The sequence below is a fragment of the Mesorhizobium sp. WSM4840 genome, from assembly GCF_055811755.1.
Map to the genome: position 1 here is coordinate 22473 of NZ_JBVVQD010000037.1, position 19256 is coordinate 41728.

Consider the following 19256-nt stretch of genomic DNA (forward strand, 5'->3'; position numbering starts at 1 on the left):
AAGTCCATGCCTCGGCTTGAAAAATGCCTGCCAACCTCGATCGTCGGCCTATCCCTGCCGGGCGAAATCCATGATCCAGTTGGTCTCCCAGGTCTTGCCGCCATCCGGTGAAAAAGCCTGCTCCCAGCGCGCCGATTTTTCAGTGATCCGCGACCAGAGGAAGCGAACCTGGATATTGCGTCCGTCGAAGACGTCGTCGCACAGGAACGTGCCGACGCCTGCTTCGAAGGTGCCGCGCATCGGAACATCGATGGTTGCCGGGTTGCGGCCGTCGATCCACCAGATCGACCATTGTCTCGTCGCCGGATCGAACGTCCGCAGCGTGGCGGCGCGATAGGCCTCGCCGGGCAATTCAATCACATTGTCGTCGACATTGCCGAGGCCGCCAAGGATCGGGCGCACGTCGCATGTCCCGCCAAACACGTCCCAGTTCGTGTCGCCTTGCAGCCGCTTCTGCAACCTTCGATGGCTGACGTTCCAGCGTGCGAAGAAGAGATCGAAATCGGCCCGGCCGTCTGCTGGAGCATTTTCGGAACGGCTGGCTGTTGACTGCGTCGACATGAATACCTCCCCGTGGCATGATCTCCATAGCAGAGAGCTGCTGACATCTTCCTGTCAGGAGCGTGGGCTACATCGCCGGTGGGCACCTTGGTCCCGCAATCGCCAGCTGCCCAGCCGGTTCAGCCACGCAGCGCCGCCATCGCGGCGGCATGAAGCTCCGGCGTTGCCGCAGCCAGGATGTCGCCGCCCCTTTCCGCCGGTCCGCCTTCGAAGGTGGTGACGACGCCGCCGGCCTTCTCGATGATCGGGATCAGCGCGACGATATCGTAGGGCTTTAAACCGGGGTCGGCGACGATGTCGACGCTTCCCGCCGCGACCATGGCGAAGGCATAGCAGTCGGTGCCGTAGCGGGCGAGCTGGACCTGCTGCTCGAACAGGTCGTAGCGCAGGCGCGCGTCTCCCTTGAACAGTGCCGGCGTGGTGGTGAACAGCGTCGCCTCGGCGAGGCTTGCCGTCTTGCGTGTCGTCAGCCTTCGCGGTCCGCCCGGGCCTTCATAATGGGCACCGGACGCGTTGGCATAGAAAAGCTCGCCGGTGAAGGGCTGCGACATCATGCCGGCAACGGCATCGCCGTCGACTGTCAGCCCGACCAATGTTCCCCACACCGGCAGGCCGGAAATGAAGGCGCGCGTGCCGTCGATCGGATCGATCACCCAGACGTGCCTGCTGGAAATGTTCTCGCTGCCATGCTCCTCGCCAAGGATGCCGTGATCGGGATATTCCGCTGATATAAGCGCCCGGATGACCCGCTCGGCCTCGCGGTCGGCCTCGGTGACCGGGTCGAAGCTGCCTTGCTCCTTGTTGGCGACCGCGCCCTGGCTGCGGAAGCGCGGCAAGGTTTCGGCCGCGGCGGCATGCGCAATGCGCCGCATGAAATCGATGCTGATATCCAACTGAGTCTCCCCGCGTTGCAGCCTGCTGGAACCGTCGTTTGCCTGTGGTTTTCCGCCAAAGCAAGGGCGTGCGGAACTTTTGCGCATCGTCAACTGTTGCTCGAATGCAACGCTGGCGCCCTCGAATTCAGTTTCCACATCACCGTGAATTAAAAACTCCGGTCGACGGCTTGACATTTGTGCATCGCACAATAGATTTGTTCTCGGACAGGCTTTCCTGTCCATGCCCTCCTTGGGCGTTTCCTCCCTAGACTTCGACCGTGTCGTGCAAACGATGCGGTCTTTTTTTCGGCGTGGCATCCAGCGGATTGCGCTTCCCCGACCCGCACGTCGACGCCTTTATCTGGCGCAAGGTCTCGTTTCGATTTTCGGCATCATTCGGCGGCAAGCGGCAGATCGATAAAATGGTGGTCGGGCATCGCCATCAGATCGGCCGAGAATTGTGCCAGATCGTCGGCGAGTGCATCGAAGCCGGCGGATTTCTGGAACGTCCGCTCGTTCATGTAAAGCCCGCGATTGACCTCGATCTGCAGTGCATGGAGATGGCGCACGGGGCGGCCATAGTGCTCGGTGATGAAGCCTCCGGCGTAAGGCTTGTTATGGGCGACGGTGTAGCCCATGCCGATCAGCAGGCCGATCGCCGTCTCGGTCAACGCTGCCGAGGCGGAGATGCCGAAACGGTCGCCGACGATGAAGTCGGGCCTGACACCGCTGTCGCCGACCCTGATGCTCGCCGGCATCGAGTGGCAATCGATCAGCACGGCAAAGCCGAACCGCGCATGGGTCCTGGTCAAAAGCCGTTTCAGCGTCTCGTGATAAGGCTTGTAGACAGCCTCGATACGCGCGACGGCTTCCGCCAGTGGCAAGCGGCCGGCATAGATTTCGAGCCCCTCTCCCACCAGCTTGGGCACGGTGCCAAGCCCGCCGGCCACGCGTGCCGAGCGGATGTTGCAGAAGGACGGCACGGGTTCGGCGAACATCCGCGGATCGAGTTCCCACGGCTCCCGGTTGACGTCGAGATAGGCGCGCGGGAAGTTTGCCGCCAGCATCGGCGCGCCGAGCGCGACGGCGCCGCCGAACAATTCGTCGACGTAGCAATCCTCGGAGCGGCGGATGGCGTTTCGATCCAGCCTTGCCATCGCCAGGAACCGGTCCGGATAGTGACGGCCGCTATGCGGCGAGTTGAAGAGGAAGGGGACGCGCTGTTCGGCGCCCGACCGGATTTCGAAGGGAGGAACGACCGAAAAATCCTCGGCTGCCGTTTTCAATTTGAACGAATCCGGAAACACCAATGCATCATGGTTGGAAACGTGCCACCTCGCCGGCCGCATGTCCAGCGTTTCGGCGTCCGGGCCGCTTTGTTAAAGGCCGATCGGGCCTTTATCGTTCACTTGATGTTTACCCTCACCTCCTCATATACAGGATGGTTAACGGGCTGCCCCACGGCAGACTCGGACGGGTGATTCGGACGGGAAAAGATGGCACGCATTCTACTGGCGGAAGACGACGATGACATGCGCCGGTTCCTCGTCAAGGCGCTGGAGCGTGCCGGCTACCAAGTCAGCGACTTCGACAATGGCGCCAGCGCCTATGAGCGGCTGCGCGAAGAGCCTTTCTCGCTGCTCTTGACCGATATCGTCATGCCGGAGATGGACGGCATAGAACTCGCCCGCCGCGCCACCGAGATCGATCCCGACCTCAAGGTCATGTTCATCACCGGCTTCGCCGCCGTTGCGCTCAATCCGGATTCCAAGGCGCCGAAAGACGCCAAGGTGCTGTCGAAGCCGTTCCATCTGCGCGACCTCGTCAACGAGGTCGAAAAGATGCTGCAGGCAGCCTGATCCGATTCCGGCACGGCTTCAGCGCGCCTTCGACGGCGTGGCAAGGCGAACCTTTCTTTCCCTTTTCCTGCTATTGACGCGCCGTAGCAAAAATGGTGTATGCGCGGCTTCGGATGGGCGTGTAGCTCAGCGGGAGAGCACTGCATTGACATTGCAGGGGTCACAGGTTCAATCCCTGTCACGCCCACCATCCAGACAATCCGCCGTATCCCGCAGATATCCTCGCTCAAGGGCGCTTCCGGGCTGGACCGCGTGAATGCCGCATTTTCGAGAATGCCAAAATCGGACGCCTTGATTTTCTCGCCCAGCCAATGCTTCTCAATAAAGTCGGCAGAGAATATCTTTTCGACTACATCGACGACATGAAACATGAAATTTGGGTGAGGGCATCGCTCCTCTAGGTCAATCCGAAACGGTATCCAAGCGTGTCGGCGAGCGACTTTGCATTGGCCATGGCCAAGAGACGGCCGCCCAAGCCGTCATGTCTGGTGCGGCAATCAGCGTCGTTGAGGATCAGGCCGCGCCGAGGCGGAGGTCACCTGTCTCGATATGCTGGAGAAACCAGGCATAGGTCTGTTCCAATCCGCTCTGAAGCGAGTACCGCGGGCGCCAGCCCGTGGCAAACAGGCGCGACACGTCCATCAGCTTGCGCGGCGTGCCGTCCGGCTTCGTCGCATCGAATGTGAGCACCGCGTCGGCGCCGACGACGGAGAGCATGGTGCGGGCCAGCTCGGCAATGGTGATGTCTTCGCCCGAGCCGACATTGACGTGGCTGTCGCCGGCATAGTTTTTCAGTAGCCAGACCAGAGCGTCGGCGGCGTCGTCGACATGCAGGAACTCGCGCATCGGCGTGCCCGATCCCCAGACCTCCAGGGTTTTGTCGCCGGCCCGCTTGGCCTTGTGCGCCTTGCGCATAAGGGCTGGTACGACATGGCTGGTGGAGAGGTCGAAATTGTCGCCGGGGCCATAGAGGTTGGTCGGCATCGCCGAGATGTACTCGACACCGTATTGGCGCCGATAGGCTTGGCACAGTTTCAGCCCAGCGATCTTGGCGATCGCGTACCATTCGTTGGTCGGTTCGAGCGGACCGGTCAGCAAGGCGTCCTCGGAGATCGGCTGTGCCGCAAACTTCGGATAGATGCAGGACGAACCGAGAAACAGCAATTTCTGCACCTCGTTGCGAAAAGCGCTCTCGATGACATTGGTCTGCATGATGAGATTGTCCTGCAGAAAATCGACCGGCAACCTGTTGTTTGCCAGGATACCGCCGACCTTAGCCGCAGCCATCACCACCGCATCCGGCCTGTGGTCTGCCATCCAGCGCCGCACGCCGGCCTGGTCCATCAGGTCGAGTTCATCGCGGGATGCGGTCAGGACCTCGCAGTCCTCGTCCGCCAGCCTGCGCAATATGGCCGATCCGACCATGCCGCGATGCCCGGCCACGAAAACGCGCTTGCCCTGAAGGTCGAAGTCCATTGGCGTATCCCTATGCAGAACGGTCGCTATGACCACTGGCGTCGCCGCGCCAGATGGTCCTGCGTCGGACGCATAGCGCATACAGATTTGCCCGGACAAGGCAAATCGGAGATTCGGGCGAGCTCTTCTTGCGGTTGGCGCTCAGACGCCCGCCACGGCGCACAGGTTCTTCATTCTTGCGACGGCAAGCTCCGGGTCGGCCAGCAATCCGGCCTGGTCGGCAAGACGGAACACATCCGCATAGTGGCTAATGCCGCGCGCCGACTGCATGCCGCCGATCATCGAGAAATGGTCCTGGTGGCCGTTCAGCCAGGCCATGAGGACGATACCGGCCTTGTAGTACTCGGTCGGCGCCTCGAAGATTTTCCGCGACAGAGATACCGTCGGCGCCATCAGCGCGTCATAGCCTGGGCGGTCGCCAGCGGCCAGTTTCGCCAGCGCGGCATTGGCGACCGGCGCAATGGCGTCGAAAATCCCGAGCAGCGCATGCGAATGTCTTTCGCCGTCGCCGGCGATCAGCTCGGGGTAGTTAAAGTCGTCGCCGGTGAACATGACGACCCCTTCCGGCAGCCGGTTGCGCAGGGCAACCTCTTTGCCGGCATCGAGCAGCGATATCTTGATCCCCTCGACCTTGCCGGCGTGGCGTTCGATGATGGCGACGACCGTGTCGAGCGCGGTGTCGAAATCATGGCTGCCCCAATAACCCTTCAGCGCCGGATCGAACATGCCGCCCAGCCAGTGCAGGATGACCTTGCCGGATGCCTGGGACAGGATGCGATCATAGACGCTTATATAGTCGTCGGGACCCTTGGCGACAGCCGCCAGCGCGCGGCTGGCCATCATGATCGCCGTGCCGCCCAGGCCTTCGATGAAATCGAACTGCTCTTCATAGGCCGCGATGACATCGTCGAGTGTCCTGACGGCGCCTGGCGCCAGATGGTCTGTTCCGGCACCTGAGGCGAGGTCGGCGCCCTCGACGGTTCGCGCCTCGGCGATCGAGCGGCGGATCAATTCCCTGGCGTTTGTCCAGTCGAAACCCATGCCACGCTGTGCGGTATCCATCGCCTCGGCGATGCGGAAGCCGAGCCGCCACAGATGATGGCGAAACGCCATCGTGCGCTCCCAGTCGACCGCTGGATGAGCCCATGGATCGGTCATCTCAAGCGGATCGGCAACGACATGGGCGGCGGCATAGGCGATGCGCGAAAACCGCGCGCCGATCACCGGCTGTGCCGGCTGGCCGACAAGGCGGTAGCGAGTGCTGCGACCGCCCTCCCCGGGCAAGGCAATGTCCATCGATCTCTCCCTTGGTCGCGCCTATAAATGGAACGTTCCAATAAATCAAGAACCTTTTGATCCTCAATCCATGCCCCGAAATGCTGCCTCGCAGCGACAAAGCCCTTTGAGTGCACCGTCCTCAGCCGCGGGGTACTCGTTTTCTGGATTCGAGAAAATCCTGATTGACTCAAATGCAGCACGGAATTAGAACGTTCCAATAAATTCGACCAGAAAATACCGGAGGACGATCGGGATGGCCAGCAGGCCCAAGGCGACGATACTCGACATTGCCCGTGAGGCGGGCGTGTCCAAGTCGACGGTGTCGCTCGTGCTGCAGGGCAGCGGTCTGATCCGGCCTGAGACCGCGCTGAAGGTTCGCAAGGCGATCGAGGATGTCGGCTATGTCTACAACCGCGGCGCCGCCAATCTGCGCAAGGCCCACTCCAACGTCATCGGCATGGTCATCAACGACCTTACCAACCCGTTTTTCGCCGAAATGGCGGTCGGCATGGAGCGTGTCTTCCAGTCGGCGGGCATCGTGCCGTTCATCGCCAACACGGCGGAGAACCCGGTGCGCCAGGAAGAGGTGCTGAAATCGCTGATGGAGCAAGGTGTCGCCGGGCTGATCGTGTCGCCGGCGCGCGGCACGACGCCCGGTGCTTTCCGCCGCATCGAGACGGCGGGGCTTCCGATCGTCTTCACCATGCGCCGCCTTCCTGAAAGCCGCATCCCGGTGATCGCGCCTGACAATCATCGCGGCGCCTGGCTCGCCACCGCCCATCTGATCGGCAAAGGGCATCGCCGGCTGGCCTTCTTCGGCGGCTCATCGGATCTGGTGGTCTATCACGAGCGGCTGGGCGGTTTTCGCGAGGCCTGCGAGGGGCTCGGCATCGCCAAACGCGATATACTCGTCGTCGAAGGCGAAACCAGCCGCAAGGGCGGCATTGCCTGCCTGGAGACGGCCCTCGCCATGGCCGAGCCGCCGACCGCGGCGCTGTGCTTCAACGATGCGGTCGCCTTCGGCGTCATGTTGGCGCTGCGCAAGCGCGGCCTCGAGCCCGGCGCGGATTTCGCCGTCGTCGGCTTCGACGACGTGATCGAAGCCCAGCATTATATGCCGGCGCTGACCAGCGTCGCGGTGGATTCGGCAGGCCTGGGCGAGCGCGCCGCCCATGTCATGCTGAAGATGATCCAGTCGCGCACCACGCGCGCCGAGGATCATATCGGCGCCGTCAACCTCGTCGTCAGGGACAGTTGCGGTCCTGATCGCCGCGCTGGAATGGGAGACGCGGCATGACCGTCAAATGGGGACTGATCGGCGCAAGCACGATCGCCAGGCAATTCATGATCAATGCCATCCGCGCGCAACCGAACAGCGAGATCACGGCGGTGATGAGTTCCAGCCCGGATCGCGCCACTTCCTATGCCAAGGACAACGGCATTCCGCTCGCCGTCTCGACGCTCGATGAATTGCGCGGCTCCGGCATCGACGCCGTCTACATCTCGACCACCAACGAATTGCATCTCGAACAGGCATTAGCCGCCATCAGGGCGGGAAAACATGTGCTGTGCGAAAAGCCGCTGGCGCTGACCAGCGCCGATGCACGCGCAATGGTCGCCGCCGCCAAGGCGGCCGGCATCGTGCTCGGCACCAACCATCATCTGCGCAATGCCGGCGCGCACCGGGCGATGCGCGAAGCCATTGCCGGCGGCCGCATCGGCAAGCCGATCGCCGCGCGCGTCTTCCACTCGGTCTATCTGCCTGAGAATTTGCAGGGTTGGCGCATCACCAGGCCGGAAGCCGGCGGCGGCGTGGTGCTCGACATCACCGTGCACGATGCCGACACGCTGCGTTTCGTGCTCGACGACGATCCGCTCGAGGTTTCGGCGTTCACCCAGGCCGCAGGCATGGCCGCCGGCGGCCTGGAGGACGGCGCCATGTGCATCTGGCGCTTCAAATCGGGCATCATCGCCCAGTCGCATGAGGGCTTCACCACCAAATTCGCCGGCACCGGCTTCGAGGTGCATGGCAGCGAAGGCTCCCTGATCGCGAAAGATGTGATGACGCAGAAGCCGATCGGCTCTGTGCTGCTGCGCACGGCACAGGGCGAGGAAGAATTGAGCTTCGACCGCGAAGATCTCTATGTCAGGTCTTTGCGCCAGTTCCATGCGGCGATCCGTGGCGAAGGCCAGCCGTCGGCGACCGGCGAGGACGGCGTCTGGTCGCTGACTTCAGCCGAAGCGGCGTTGCAATCCGCCAAGTCCGGCAAATCAGCCGCGATCGATCCGAAACTCGGGGGGGCAGGGTGAGCAAGCTCATCTCCGCAGCGCAAGCCGCCAGCCTGATCAGGGACGGCATGGTCGTTTCCGTGTCGTCGTCGAGCGGTCTCGGCTGCCCGGATGCGGTACTCGCCGCGATCGGCGAGCGCTTCGACGCGGAAGGCCATCCGAAGAACATCACGACGCTGCATCCGATCGCCGCCGGCGACATGTACGGCATCAAGGGTATCGACCATCTGGCCAAGCCCGGCCTGTTGAAGCGCACGCTGTGCGGCTCCTATCCGTCCGGCCCGTCATCTTCGGAGCCGCCGCAGATCTGGAAGATGATCGGCGACAATTCGGTCGCCGCCTACAACGTGCCATCCGGCATATTGTTCGACATGCACCGCGAGGCTGCGGCCAAGCGCCCCGGCGTGCTGACCAAGGTCGGCCTCGACACGTTCGCCGACCCGCGTCATCAGGGCTGTGCCATGAACGCGGCCGCCAGCGAGCCGATCGTTTCGGTGCAGCAGTTCGACGGCGAGGAATGGCTCTATTTCCGCTCGATCGTGCCTGACGTCTCGATCATCCGGGCGACGACGGCCGACGAGCGCGGCAACCTGACCTATGAGCACGAGGGCGCCTATCTCGGCGGGCTGGAACAGGCGCTCGCCGCCCGCAACAACGGTGGCATCGTCATCGCGCAGGTCAAGCGCGTCGTCGAGAACGGCACGCTGAAGCCGCATGACGTGCGCGTGCCCGGTGTGCTGGTCGACCATATCGTGGTGGCGCCCGACCAGTTGCAGACGACGCTCACATCCTACGATCCGGCGATCTCGGGCGAGATCTTCCGGCCGCTGTCGACTTTCCGTAACGCCGAGATGAGCGTCCAGAAAGTGATCGCGCGGCGCGTCGCGATGGAGCTTGCCGACGGCATGGCCGTCAATATCGGCTTCGGCATCTCGGCCAATGTGCCGCGCATCCTTCTCGAGGAAGGCCAGCACGGCAAGGTCACCTGGGTGATCGAACAGGGCGCGGTCGGCGGCGTGCCGCTGCTCGACTTCAAGTTCGGCTGCTCATCGAACGCCGACGCCTTCATGCCTTCGCCACACCAGTTCATCTACTTCCAGGGTGGCGGTTTCGACGCCTCGCTGCTGTCCTTCCTGCAGATCGACCGCCACGGCTCGGTCAACGTGTCGAAGCTTTCGGCGAGGCCGCATGTCACCGCCGGCGCCGGCGGTTTTGTTGACATCACTGCGCGAGCGAAGAAGATCGTGTTTTCCGGCTTCTTCAATGCCGGCGCCAAGCTGTCGCTGGCCGATGGCGGCATCCGTATCGACGGGGAAGGCAAGGTCAAGAAAGTGGTCGGCGAGGTCGAGCACATCTCCTTCTCGGGCAAGCGCGCGGTCGCGCAAGGACAGGACATCACCTATGTCACCGAACGCTGCGTCATGAAGCTGACGCCGGACGGGCTGATGGTGACGGAGTTGGCGCCGGGCATCGACCTTCAGCGCGACGTGCTGGCGCAGGCCGAGATCCCGCTCGCCGTCGCCAACGACCTGAAAGTCACGCCGGACGCGCTCTACCGTGACCGGCCGATCGGACTGTCGCTCAATGGCGGCGCCTCGCTTGGAGGCGCGCATGGCTGAGCGTCTCGTCACCTTTGAAACCGACGGCGACCTCGGCATCGTCACGCTGCGCCGGCCGGAGAAATTCAACGCGCTCGACATCCCGATGCTGCGCGCGCTGGAAGCCGCGCTCGATACGGCCGAGGCCGCGGACGGCGTCCGCGTCGTGCTGCTGTGCGGCGAAGGCAAGGGCTTTTGCGCCGGCGGCGACGTCGAAGCGTGGTCGCAAATGAGCGCCGCCGATTTTCAGGTGCAATGGGTGCGTTATGGCCACCGCGTCTTCGACCGGCTGGCGCGGTTGCGGCAGCCGACCATCGCCGTGCTGTCCGGCCATGCGCTGGGCGGCGGGCTGGAACTGGCGGTCGCCTGCGACTTCCGTGTCGCCGAGGCGCAGGTCAAATTAGGTTTTCCGGAAACCGCGATCGGCGTGGTGCCCGGCTGGTCCGGCACGCAGCGCGCGGTGCGCCGCTTCGGCGCGCAGACGGTGCGGCGCATGGCAATCGGCGGCGAGACGTTCGTGGCGGCCGAAGCACTCGCTCTGGGCATCGTCGACCGGGTGGTCGACACGGGCAAGGCATTCATCGAGGCCAAGGCCTGGGCCGGCAAGATCGCCGAGCGCGGCCCGCTGGCAACGCAGGCCGCCAAGCTGATGATCGCGGTCGCCGAGGGCGAGGAAAGTGCTGCTGCGACAGAGGCGCTGGCCAGCGGCTTCATCGCGCTGACCGGCGACCTCAAGGCCGGCATCGACGCTTTCAAGACCAAACAGAAACCAGCGTTTTCAAGATCCTAGAATGCATGCGGGACCTGGAAATCACATGAACTTGCCCCTCACTATCGCCATGCCCGCCGAGGCATCCGCGACGCCGAAGACCTACCGGCTGCTGATCGACGGCAAGTTCGTCGATGCGCGCGACGGCCGCACGCTGGAGCGCAACAGCCCCGGCCACGGCTTCACCGTTTCGCGCTATGCACAAGCCGGCGCGGCCGAAGTCGAGGCGGCGGTGACCGCCGCGCACAAGGCTTTTGAGACCGGCCCTTGGCCGCGCATGAAGGCAGCAGAGCGCGCAGCGATCCTGCTCAAGGCGGCGGACCTGATCGAGGCGCGGCTCGAGGAGATTGCCCGGCTCGACGCGCTGGAATCCGGCAAGCCGATCGCCCAGGCGCGCGGCGAGATCGGCGGCGCCGTCGACATCTGGCGCTATGCCGCGGCGCTTGCCCGCACGCTCCATGGCGAAACCTACGCCAATCTCGGCGACGCCATGCTGGGCGTCGTGCTGCGTGAACCGATCGGCGTCGTCTCGATCATCACGCCGTGGAATTTTCCCTTCCTCATCGTCAGCCAGAAACTGCCGTTCGCGCTCGCCGCCGGCTGCACGGCGGTGGTCAAGCCGAGCGAGATGACCTCGGCCTCGACCTTCGTGCTCGGCGACATCTTGATGCAGGCCGGCTTGCCGGACGGCGTCGTCAACATCCTCGCCGGCCTGGGCGCCGATGTCGGCGCGCCGATGGTCAGCCACCCGCTGGTCGAGATGGTGTCGTTCACCGGCTCCACCCGAGTCGGCAAGATGACGATGGCGTCGGCTGCGAACTCGCTGAAGAAGGTCTCAATGGAGCTTGGCGGCAAGAACGGCCAGATCGTCTTTCCAGATGCCGACCTCGAAGCGGCAGCCGACGCGGCGGTGTTCGGCGGCTTCTTCAACGCCGGCGAATGCTGCAACGCCGGCAGCCGGCTGATCGTTCATGAGGCGATAGCCGACGACTTCCTCGGCGCAGTGAAGGCGCTCACCGCAAGGGTGACCGTCGGCGATCCGCTCGATATCAGCACCAAGGTCGGCGCGATGATCTCTTCCGAGCACCTTTCCAAGGTGACCGGCTACGTGGCGGCGGCGGCAAGCGACGGCAGCAGCATCTATAGCGGCGGCAAGCAAATCGCCTCCAGTGCCGGTCAATATCTCGATCCGACCATCCTTCGCGGCGTCACCGAAGACATGGCCATTGCGCGTGAAGAAGTGTTTGGACCGGTGCTGTCGGTGCTGACGTTTGGATCGATTGAAGAGGCGTTGCGCATCGCCAACAACACGCCTTATGGTCTATCGGCGGGCGTGTGGAGCGCCAGCATCGACACCTGCATGTCGGTGGCGCGGAATGCGCGTTCGGGAACCGTTTGGGTGAACACGTTCATGGAAGGTTATCCCGAGCTGCCTTTCGGAGGCTACAAGCAGTCCGGTCTGGGACGCGAACTCGGCAAGCGCGCCGTTGAGGACTATACCGAAGAAAAGACAATCCAGTTTCATCGCGGCCAGCGCACCGGATGGTGGGTCGGCTGAGTTGGGAAGAACCCGGCGGACAATCGCCGGTCGTGTAGCTGCAACAAGGGAGGAAGTACATGTTGCGCAAATTGCTTATCGGAACGGCTCTCGGCTCGGGTCTTGCGTTCGCGGCCCATGCCCAGGACGTCAAGGAAGTCGAGATGCTGCATTGGTGGACGTCTGGCGGCGAAGCGGCTGCCTTGAACGTGCTCAAGGAGGATCTGGCCAAGCAAGGCTTTGCCTGGAAGGACGTGCCCGTGGCCGGCGGCGGCGGCGACGCCGCCATGACCGCGCTGAAGGCGATGGTCGCGGCCGGCAACTACCCGACCGCCTCCCAGATGCTCGGCTATACCGTGCTCGATTATGCCGCGGCCGGCGTGATGGGCGACCTGACCGAGACGGCGGTAAAGGAAGGCTGGGACAAATCCGTTCCGGCCGCCCTGCAGAAATTCTCGGTCTATGACGGCAAGTGGGTCGCGGCTCCGGTCAACGTCCACTCCGTCAACTGGCTGTGGATCAACAAGGCGGTGATGGACAAGATCGGCGGCACCGAGCCCAAGACCTTCGACGAATTCATCGCGCTGCTCGACAAGGCCAAGGCGGCGGGCGTCATCCCGCTCGCGCTCGGCGGCCAGAACTGGCAGGAAGCCACCATGTTCGATTCGGTCGTGCTGTCGACCGGCGGACCTGAGTTCTACAAGAAGGCCTTCAACGACCTCGACGAGGAGCAGCTGAAGTCCGACACGATGAAGAAGTCGTTCGACAACCTTGCCAAGCTCGTCACCTATGTCGACCCGAACTTCTCCGGCCGCGACTGGAACCTTGCCACCGCCATGGTCATCAAGGGCGATGCGCTGGTGCAGGTCATGGGCGACTGGGCCAAGGGCGAATTCAACGCCGCCAAGAAGACCCCGGGCACCGACTTCCTGTGCTACCGCTTCCCGGGCACCGACGGCAGCGTGGTCTACAACTCCGACATGTTCGGCATGTTCGACGTTCCGGAGGACCGCAAGGCCGCCCAGGCCGCCTTGGCCACCGCCACTTTGTCGAAGAGCTTCCAGTCGGCTTTCAACGTCGTCAAGGGCTCGGTCCCGGCCCGCACCGACGTGCCCGACACCGACTTCGACGCTTGCGGCAAGAAGGGCATGGCCGACCTGAAGGCCGCCAACGAAGGCGGCACGCTGTTCGGTTCGCTGGCGCAAGGCTATGGCGCGCCGCCGGCTGTCGCCAATGCCTATAAGGACGTCGTCTCGAAGTTCGTCCACGGCCAGATCAAGACCTCGGACGAGGCCGTGACCCAGCTGGTTAACGCAATCGAAGACGCCAAATAAGAACCGGCATGAAAGGACCTTCCCCGCTCCGGTGGGGAAGGTTCCACCAAGCCAGGATGGTCGGCCTCTGGTCGGAATGGCGCCGGCGATCAACCAACACGCCCCGTCTCGACGGGGCTATCCTTCCCCGCCTGGCGGTGAAGGGACCCGAGAGGGAGGAGCCCATGACTACGGTCGCGACCCAGATCAAGCTGACGCCGGAGCATAATGCCCGCCCGGGTGTCTCCATGCGTTCGCGCCTGCAGGACGCGCTGCCGAAGATCGTACTGGCGCCAAGCTTTGCGATCACAATCGTCTTCGTCTACGGCTTCATCCTGTGGACGGTCTATCTGTCCTTCACCAACTCCAAGACCTTCCCGTCCTATGCCATATCAGGGCCGCGCGCCTATCAGCGGCTGTGGCGCTGGACTTTCGAGAGCGACCCGCCGTCGAGCTGGTACACGTCGATCACCAATATGGGCATTTTCGGCTTTCTCTACATCTTCATCTGCCTGGCGCTCGGCCTGTTCCTGGCGATCCTGCTCGACCAGAAGATCCGCGGCGAAGGCATGTTGCGGCCGATCTATCTCTACCCGATGGCGCTGTCTTTCATCGTCACCGGCGTCGCCTGGAAATGGTTCCTCGATCCCGGCCTCGGCCTTGAGCAGACGCTGCACCAATGGGGCTGGACGAGCTTCCATTTCGACTGGATCAAAAACAAGGATTTCGTCATCTACACCGTGGTGATCGCCGGCGTCTGGCAGGCCTCGGGTTTCATCATGGCGATGTTCCTCGCCGGCCTGCGCGGCATCGACGGGGAGATCATGAAGGCGGCGCAGATCGACGGCGCCACGACTTTCCAGCTCTATCGGCGCATCGTCATCCCGCTGCTGCGGCCCATCTTCCTGTCGGCCTTCATCGTGCTCGCCCACCTCGCCATCAAGTCCTACGATCTGGTCGTAGCGCTGACCAGCGGCGGGCCGGGCGGCTCGGCTTGGTTGCCCTCGAACTTCATGTACGAGTACACCTTCAAGCGCAACGAAATGGCCGTCGGCTCGGCCAGCGCCGTGATCATGCTGATGACCATCACCGCGATCATCGTGCCCTATCTTTATTCCGAGCTCAGGGAGCGGCCGCGATGAGCGTCATTGCCACTCCCGCTCGCCAGAGCACTGGCGGCATCAGCGCCAAAACCGTCAACCGCATCGTCATCTATGGCCTGCTGGCGCTGTTCGCGCTGTTCTACCTGATGCCGCTGTTCGTCATGCTGGTGACTTCGTTCAAGACGATGGACGAGATCCAGAACGGCAACATGCTGGCGCTGCCGCAGGCGCCGACCTTCGAGCCGTGGCTGAAGGCGTGGGGCGAGACCTGCGTCGGCCTGACCTGCGCCGGCATCAAGGGCTATTTCTGGAATTCCATCAAGATGGTGGTTCCGGCGGTGCTGATCTCGACGCTGCTCGGCGCGCTCAACGGCTATGTCCTGACCAAATGGCGCTTCCGCGGCCACACGCTGGTCTTCGGGCTGATGCTGTTTGCCTGCTTCATCCCGTTCCAGTCGGTGCTGTTGCCGATGGCGACGATCCTCGGCAGCCTTGGCCGTTTCGGCGTGACGCTGCGAAACGCAACGGGATTTTCATTCGGTCTCGGCAACCCGACGGTCAACCTGGTCTTTGTCCACGTCGTCTACGGGCTTGGCTTCACAACGCTGTTCTTCCGCAATTATTACGAGGCGTTCCCGACCGAACTGGTCAAGGCGGCACAGGTCGACGGCGCCAGCTTCTTCCAGATTTTCCGGCGCATCATGTTGCCGAATTCGATGCCGATCTTCGTCGTCACCGTCATCTACCAGTTCACCAACATCTGGAACGACTTCCTGTTCGCCTCGGCCTATGCCGGCACCGGTGACGCGATGCCGATGACCGTGGCGCTGAACAACGTCGTCAACACCTCGACCGGCGTCGTCGAATACAACGTCAACATGGCGGCAGCGATGATCGCCGCACTGCCGACCCTTCTCGTCTACGTGGTCGCTGGCCGCTATTTTGTGCGCGGCCTGATGGCCGGCGCCGTCAAAGGATAATCGAATGGCTTTTCTCGAAATCAATGGGCTGAGGAAGCGGTTCGGATCGGTCGAGATCCTGAAGGGCATCGACGTTGATCTCGAAAAGGGCGGCTTCCTGGTGCTGGTCGGCCCGTCCGGCTGCGGCAAGTCGACCTTGCTCAACACCATCGCCGGCCTGGAAACCATCACCGAAGGCGAGATCCGTGTCGACGGCCGAACGATCAACGATCTCCATCCCTCAAAGCGCGACATCGCCATGGTGTTCCAGAGCTACGCGCTCTATCCGAACATGACTGTCGCCGGAAACATTGCCTTCGGCATGGAGATGCGCGGCGTGCCGGCTCAGGAGCGCCAGAAGGCGATCGACAAGGTGGCGAAGGTGCTGCAGATCGGCCACCTCCTGCAGCGCAAGCCGAGCCAGCTTTCCGGCGGCCAGCGCCAGCGCGTCGCCATGGGCCGGGCGCTGGTACGCGACCCCAAGCTCTTTCTCTTCGACGAGCCGCTCTCCAATCTCGACGCCAAGCTGCGCGTCGACATGCGCATCGAGATCAAGCGGCTGCACGCGACCACCGGCACGACAATCGTCTACGTCACCCACGACCAGATCGAGGCGATGACGCTGGCCACCAAGATCGCGGTGATGCGCGACGGCGAGGTGCAGCAGTTCGGCACGCCGGCCGAAATCTATAACAACCCAACCAACCTGTTTGTTGCCGACTTCATGGGCTCGCCGGCGATGAATCTGATTCCGGCGACGATCGGCGGCAATGGCAATGCGCTTTCCGTGGTGCTGCAGCGCGAGGCGCGCGAGCCGATCTCGCTGCCGCTGGCCGATGCGCCGACGGGTCTGTCGGCATTCCACAGCAAGCCGATAATCTTCGGCGTCCGCCCCGAGGCCCTGACCGATCCTGAAGGAGCCGAACGCAACGCGTCGAACATCGCCACCGCCGACTGTCATATCGAAGTCGTGGAACCGGCCGGCTCCGATACCTTCGCCGTCACCAATCTCGGCGGCAAGGCGGTGGTGGCGCGTCTGCGCGCCGACGCCAATATCCAGCCGGGCACGGTCACGCCGCTCGCCTTCAACCTGACCAAGGCGGTGTTCTTCGATCCGGCGACCGAGAACCGTATCCTCTGACAGCCATGACAAACCCGGACATCGTCATCATCGGCTCCGGCATCGGCGGCGCCACGATCGCTTCCGGCCTTGCCGGCAGTGGCGCCTCGATCCTGATGCTGGAGCGCGGCGAGACGCTGCCGGCGACGCCGCATACGCGCGACACGCGCGCCATCTTCGTCGACGGCCACTATCGGCCGAAGGAAATGTGGCGCGAGGCCGGGGGTGCTGCGTTCAATCCCGGCAACTACTACTATGTCGGCGGCAATTCGAAATTCTATGGCGCGGTGCTGATCCGCTACCGCAAGGAAGACTTTTCGGAGATGGAGCACTATGGCGGCGTCTCGCCGGCCTGGCCGTTCTCCTATGAGGAGTTCGAGCCATGGTACTCCAAGGCCGAGCAGCTTTTTCGCGTGCGCGGCGCACTCGGCGAAGACCCAACCGAACCGTTCCACTCGATCCCCTATGCGTTCGGGCCGGTGCCGGACGAGCCGCCCATCGCCCGCGCCCGCGCCGAACTCAAGGGACTCGGCCTGCATCCGGCATCGCTGCCGCTCGGCGTCGATATCGATGCCTGGCTGAAGGACGGCAAGACAGGCTGGGACGCGTTTCCCAACACCGGGACCGGCAAGGTCGACGCCCAAACGGGGCCGCTCGCGGCGGCACTGGCCGACCGGAACATCAAGCTCGAGACCGGTGCCCATGTCGAATATCTCGAAGCGTCATCGGATGCCAGAACGATCGCCGCCGTTCATTATCGCCAGAATGGCACGCTGAAGAAAGTGACGCCGAAGCTGGTCATCCTCTCGGCCGGCGCGGTCAATTCGGCGGTCATCCTGCTGCGCTCGCCCTCCCCCAGCAGCAAGGGAGGCGGCAACGGACTCGCCAACCGTTCCGACCAAGTCGGCCGCAACTTCATGAACCACAATTCGAGCGCCATGCTGGCGATCGACCCACGCCGCAGGAACACATCCGTCTACCAGAAGACGCTGATGCTCAACGACTACTATCTGTCCGACGGCAAGGGCGGCAAGCCGCTCGGCAACGTCCAGCTTCTCGGCAAAATCGATGGCTATATCTTGAGGGCCAACGTCAAGCTTGCTCCCAAATTCGCGCTGGACTTCATAGCCGGCCACACCGTCGACTGGTACCTGATGTGCGAGGACCTGCCCGATCCCGAAAGCCGCATCATGGTCGACGGCAAGGACATCGTCATGCAGTGGCGGCGCTCCAACATGCAGTCGCTTGAGCGACTGACCAAGGTGATGCGCGAGAATTTCCGCGCCTGCGGCTATCCGATCGTCCTGTCGCGGCCTTTCGACAAGCGCACGCCCTCGCACCAATGCGGCACGGTCAAGATGGGCGACGATCCGGCAACCTCGCCGCTCGACCCGTTCTGCCGCTCGTTCGACCACAAGAACCTGTTTGTCGTCGACGCCAGCTTCCTGCCGAACTCGGCCGCAGTTAACCCAGCACTTTCGATTGCCGCGCAGGCCCTGCGCGTCGCCGATCACATCCGCAAGAGCGAGCTGGCATGATTGGTTTGCGCTGCCCCTCATCCGCCTGCCGGCACCTTCTCCCCGTGAACGGGGAGAAGCCCGCTGGCCGCAACCTCGGCGCTTTTTTTGCAACGCTGGCGATTGGCGAAGCAGGCGATGAAGGCGTCCTTCTCCCCGTCAATATACGGGGAGAAGTGCCCGGCAGGGCGATGAGGGGCGGCACTGACATGCGAAGGGAGATCTTCACATGAACCGCCCGGCAGCCATCGTTACCGGCGGCGCGCGCGGCATCGGCCTTGCTTGCGCCGAAGCGCTGGCCTATGCGGGCTTCGACATCCTTGTCGTTGATCTTGCCGAAGAAGCCGCCGACGGACTTGCCGCTGACATCACTGCCCGCGGCGCGAAATTCGCCTACCATTGCGGCGACATCGCCGATCTCGACCGCCATGCCACACTGGTCGATGCCGCGACAAGCGCCTTCGGCCGCATCGACTGCCTCATCAACAATGCCGGCATCGGCGCCGTCATACGCGGCGACCTGCTGGAATTGAAACCGGAGAATTTCGACCGGATCCTCGCCATCAATCTGCGCGGCACCGTCTTCCTCAGCCAGGCCGTTGCCAAGGCGATGCTTGCGGAGCCGGGTGCTTACCCCCGGTCGATCATCACCATCACCTCGGTCAGCGCCGAAATGGCCTCGCCGGAACGTGCCGACTATTGCATCTCCAAAGCCGGGCTTTCGATGTGGGTGAAGACCCTGGCGCTGCGGCTTGCTCCCGAAAATATCGGTGTGTTCGAGGTGCGGCCGGGCATCGTCCGCACCGACATGACATCAGGCGTCACCGCCAAATACAACGCGCTGATCGACGGCGGTCTGGTGCCGGCGAAGCGCTGGGGCGAAGCCGCCGATGTCGGGGCCGCGGTGGCGGCACTCGCCGGCGGCAAGCTCGGTTTTTCGACCGGCTCGATCATCAATGTCGACGGTGCGCTGTCGGTGCCGAGGTTGTGAACAGGTGACGC

The 19256-nt window shown here is 63.3% G+C and carries 17 protein-coding genes and 1 tRNA gene; 13 read left to right on the forward strand and 5 right to left on the reverse strand.

The genetic code is table 11. From position 1 onward, the window contains the following. Positions 1-48: 48 nt before the first annotated feature. The 3 genes from AC0L3I_RS31720 to AC0L3I_RS31730 all read right to left on the reverse strand — a co-directional run bounded on the left by AC0L3I_RS31720 (position 49) and on the right by AC0L3I_RS31730 (position 2785). Positions 49-561: a DUF1579 domain-containing protein gene (locus AC0L3I_RS31720; RefSeq protein WP_473529551.1), complete on the reverse strand. Its 513-nt coding sequence runs from the start codon at positions 559-561 to the stop codon at positions 49-51. A gap of 119 nt (positions 562-680) precedes the next feature. Further along, positions 681-1454: a histidinol-phosphatase gene (gene hisN / locus AC0L3I_RS31725; protein WP_473486413.1), complete on the reverse strand. Its 774-nt coding sequence runs from the start codon at positions 1452-1454 to the stop codon at positions 681-683. Positions 1455-1828: 374 nt separating this feature from the next. Then, entirely contained in the window at positions 1829-2785 is a 957-nt protein-coding gene (locus tag AC0L3I_RS31730; RefSeq protein ID WP_473486412.1) for an N-formylglutamate amidohydrolase, read from the reverse strand. 147 nt (positions 2786-2932) lie between these two features. Between AC0L3I_RS31730 and cpdR the strand changes: the two genes are divergently transcribed. Beyond that, entirely contained in the window at positions 2933-3295 is a 363-nt protein-coding gene (gene cpdR / locus AC0L3I_RS31735; protein ID WP_006199474.1) for a cell cycle two-component system response regulator CpdR, read from the forward strand. 115 nt (positions 3296-3410) lie between these two features. Then, positions 3411-3485, forward strand: a tRNA-Val gene (locus AC0L3I_RS31740). A 323-nt stretch (positions 3486-3808) separates the two neighbouring features. Here the strand turns inward: AC0L3I_RS31740 and fcl are convergent. Both fcl and AC0L3I_RS31750 read right to left on the reverse strand, forming a co-directional pair. Next, positions 3809-4771: a GDP-L-fucose synthase gene (fcl, locus tag AC0L3I_RS31745; RefSeq protein WP_473486411.1), complete on the reverse strand. Its 963-nt coding sequence runs from the start codon at positions 4769-4771 to the stop codon at positions 3809-3811. A gap of 141 nt (positions 4772-4912) precedes the next feature. Then, a complete protein-coding gene (locus AC0L3I_RS31750) occupies positions 4913-6067 on the reverse strand; it encodes a dihydrodipicolinate synthase family protein (RefSeq protein WP_473486410.1) in 1155 nt (384 codons plus the stop codon). Between the two features lie 235 nt (positions 6068-6302). Here AC0L3I_RS31750 and AC0L3I_RS31755 point away from each other — a divergent pair, with 235 nt between their 5' ends. From AC0L3I_RS31755 to AC0L3I_RS31805, 11 genes are all read left to right on the forward strand, one after another. Further along, positions 6303-7346: a LacI family DNA-binding transcriptional regulator gene (locus tag AC0L3I_RS31755; RefSeq protein ID WP_123149668.1), complete on the forward strand. Its 1044-nt coding sequence runs from the start codon at positions 6303-6305 to the stop codon at positions 7344-7346. Beyond that, positions 7343-8359: a Gfo/Idh/MocA family protein gene (locus tag AC0L3I_RS31760; RefSeq protein ID WP_473486409.1), complete on the forward strand. Its 1017-nt coding sequence runs from the start codon at positions 7343-7345 to the stop codon at positions 8357-8359. Before AC0L3I_RS31755 ends, AC0L3I_RS31760 begins: the two co-directional genes overlap by 4 nt. Continuing rightward, a complete protein-coding gene (locus AC0L3I_RS31765) occupies positions 8356-9957 on the forward strand; it encodes an acyl CoA:acetate/3-ketoacid CoA transferase (RefSeq protein WP_473486408.1) in 1602 nt (533 codons plus the stop codon). Before AC0L3I_RS31760 ends, AC0L3I_RS31765 begins: the two co-directional genes overlap by 4 nt. Further along, positions 9950-10726 (forward strand): enoyl-CoA hydratase/isomerase family protein, encoded by a 777-nt coding sequence (locus AC0L3I_RS31770; protein WP_473486407.1) that lies wholly within the window; start codon positions 9950-9952, stop codon positions 10724-10726. Before AC0L3I_RS31765 ends, AC0L3I_RS31770 begins: the two co-directional genes overlap by 8 nt. Positions 10727-10751: 25 nt before the next feature. Beyond that, positions 10752-12263: an aldehyde dehydrogenase family protein gene (locus AC0L3I_RS31775; RefSeq protein WP_473486406.1), complete on the forward strand. Its 1512-nt coding sequence runs from the start codon at positions 10752-10754 to the stop codon at positions 12261-12263. 59 nt (positions 12264-12322) lie between these two features. Continuing rightward, positions 12323-13576, forward strand: coding sequence for an ABC transporter substrate-binding protein (locus AC0L3I_RS31780; RefSeq protein WP_091600411.1), 1254 nt, complete (start codon positions 12323-12325; stop codon positions 13574-13576). A 164-nt stretch (positions 13577-13740) separates the two neighbouring features. Beyond that, positions 13741-14697: a carbohydrate ABC transporter permease gene (locus AC0L3I_RS31785; protein WP_473486405.1), complete on the forward strand. Its 957-nt coding sequence runs from the start codon at positions 13741-13743 to the stop codon at positions 14695-14697. Beyond that, positions 14694-15638, forward strand: coding sequence for a carbohydrate ABC transporter permease (locus AC0L3I_RS31790; RefSeq protein ID WP_473486404.1), 945 nt, complete (start codon positions 14694-14696; stop codon positions 15636-15638). The genes AC0L3I_RS31785 and AC0L3I_RS31790 overlap by 4 nt, the downstream gene beginning before the upstream one ends. A 4-nt stretch (positions 15639-15642) precedes the next feature. Then, the gene (locus tag AC0L3I_RS31795) at positions 15643-16758 is read left to right on the forward strand and encodes an ABC transporter ATP-binding protein (protein WP_192356886.1); all 1116 of its coding nucleotides are present in this window, start codon (positions 15643-15645) and stop codon (positions 16756-16758) included. Between the two features lie 5 nt (positions 16759-16763). Continuing rightward, a complete protein-coding gene (locus AC0L3I_RS31800) occupies positions 16764-18275 on the forward strand; it encodes a GMC oxidoreductase (protein ID WP_473486403.1) in 1512 nt (503 codons plus the stop codon). 208 nt (positions 18276-18483) lie between these two features. Beyond that, a complete protein-coding gene (locus AC0L3I_RS31805; protein WP_473486402.1) occupies positions 18484-19245 on the forward strand; it encodes a 3-ketoacyl-ACP reductase in 762 nt (253 codons plus the stop codon). Positions 19246-19256 lie beyond the last annotated feature (11 nt).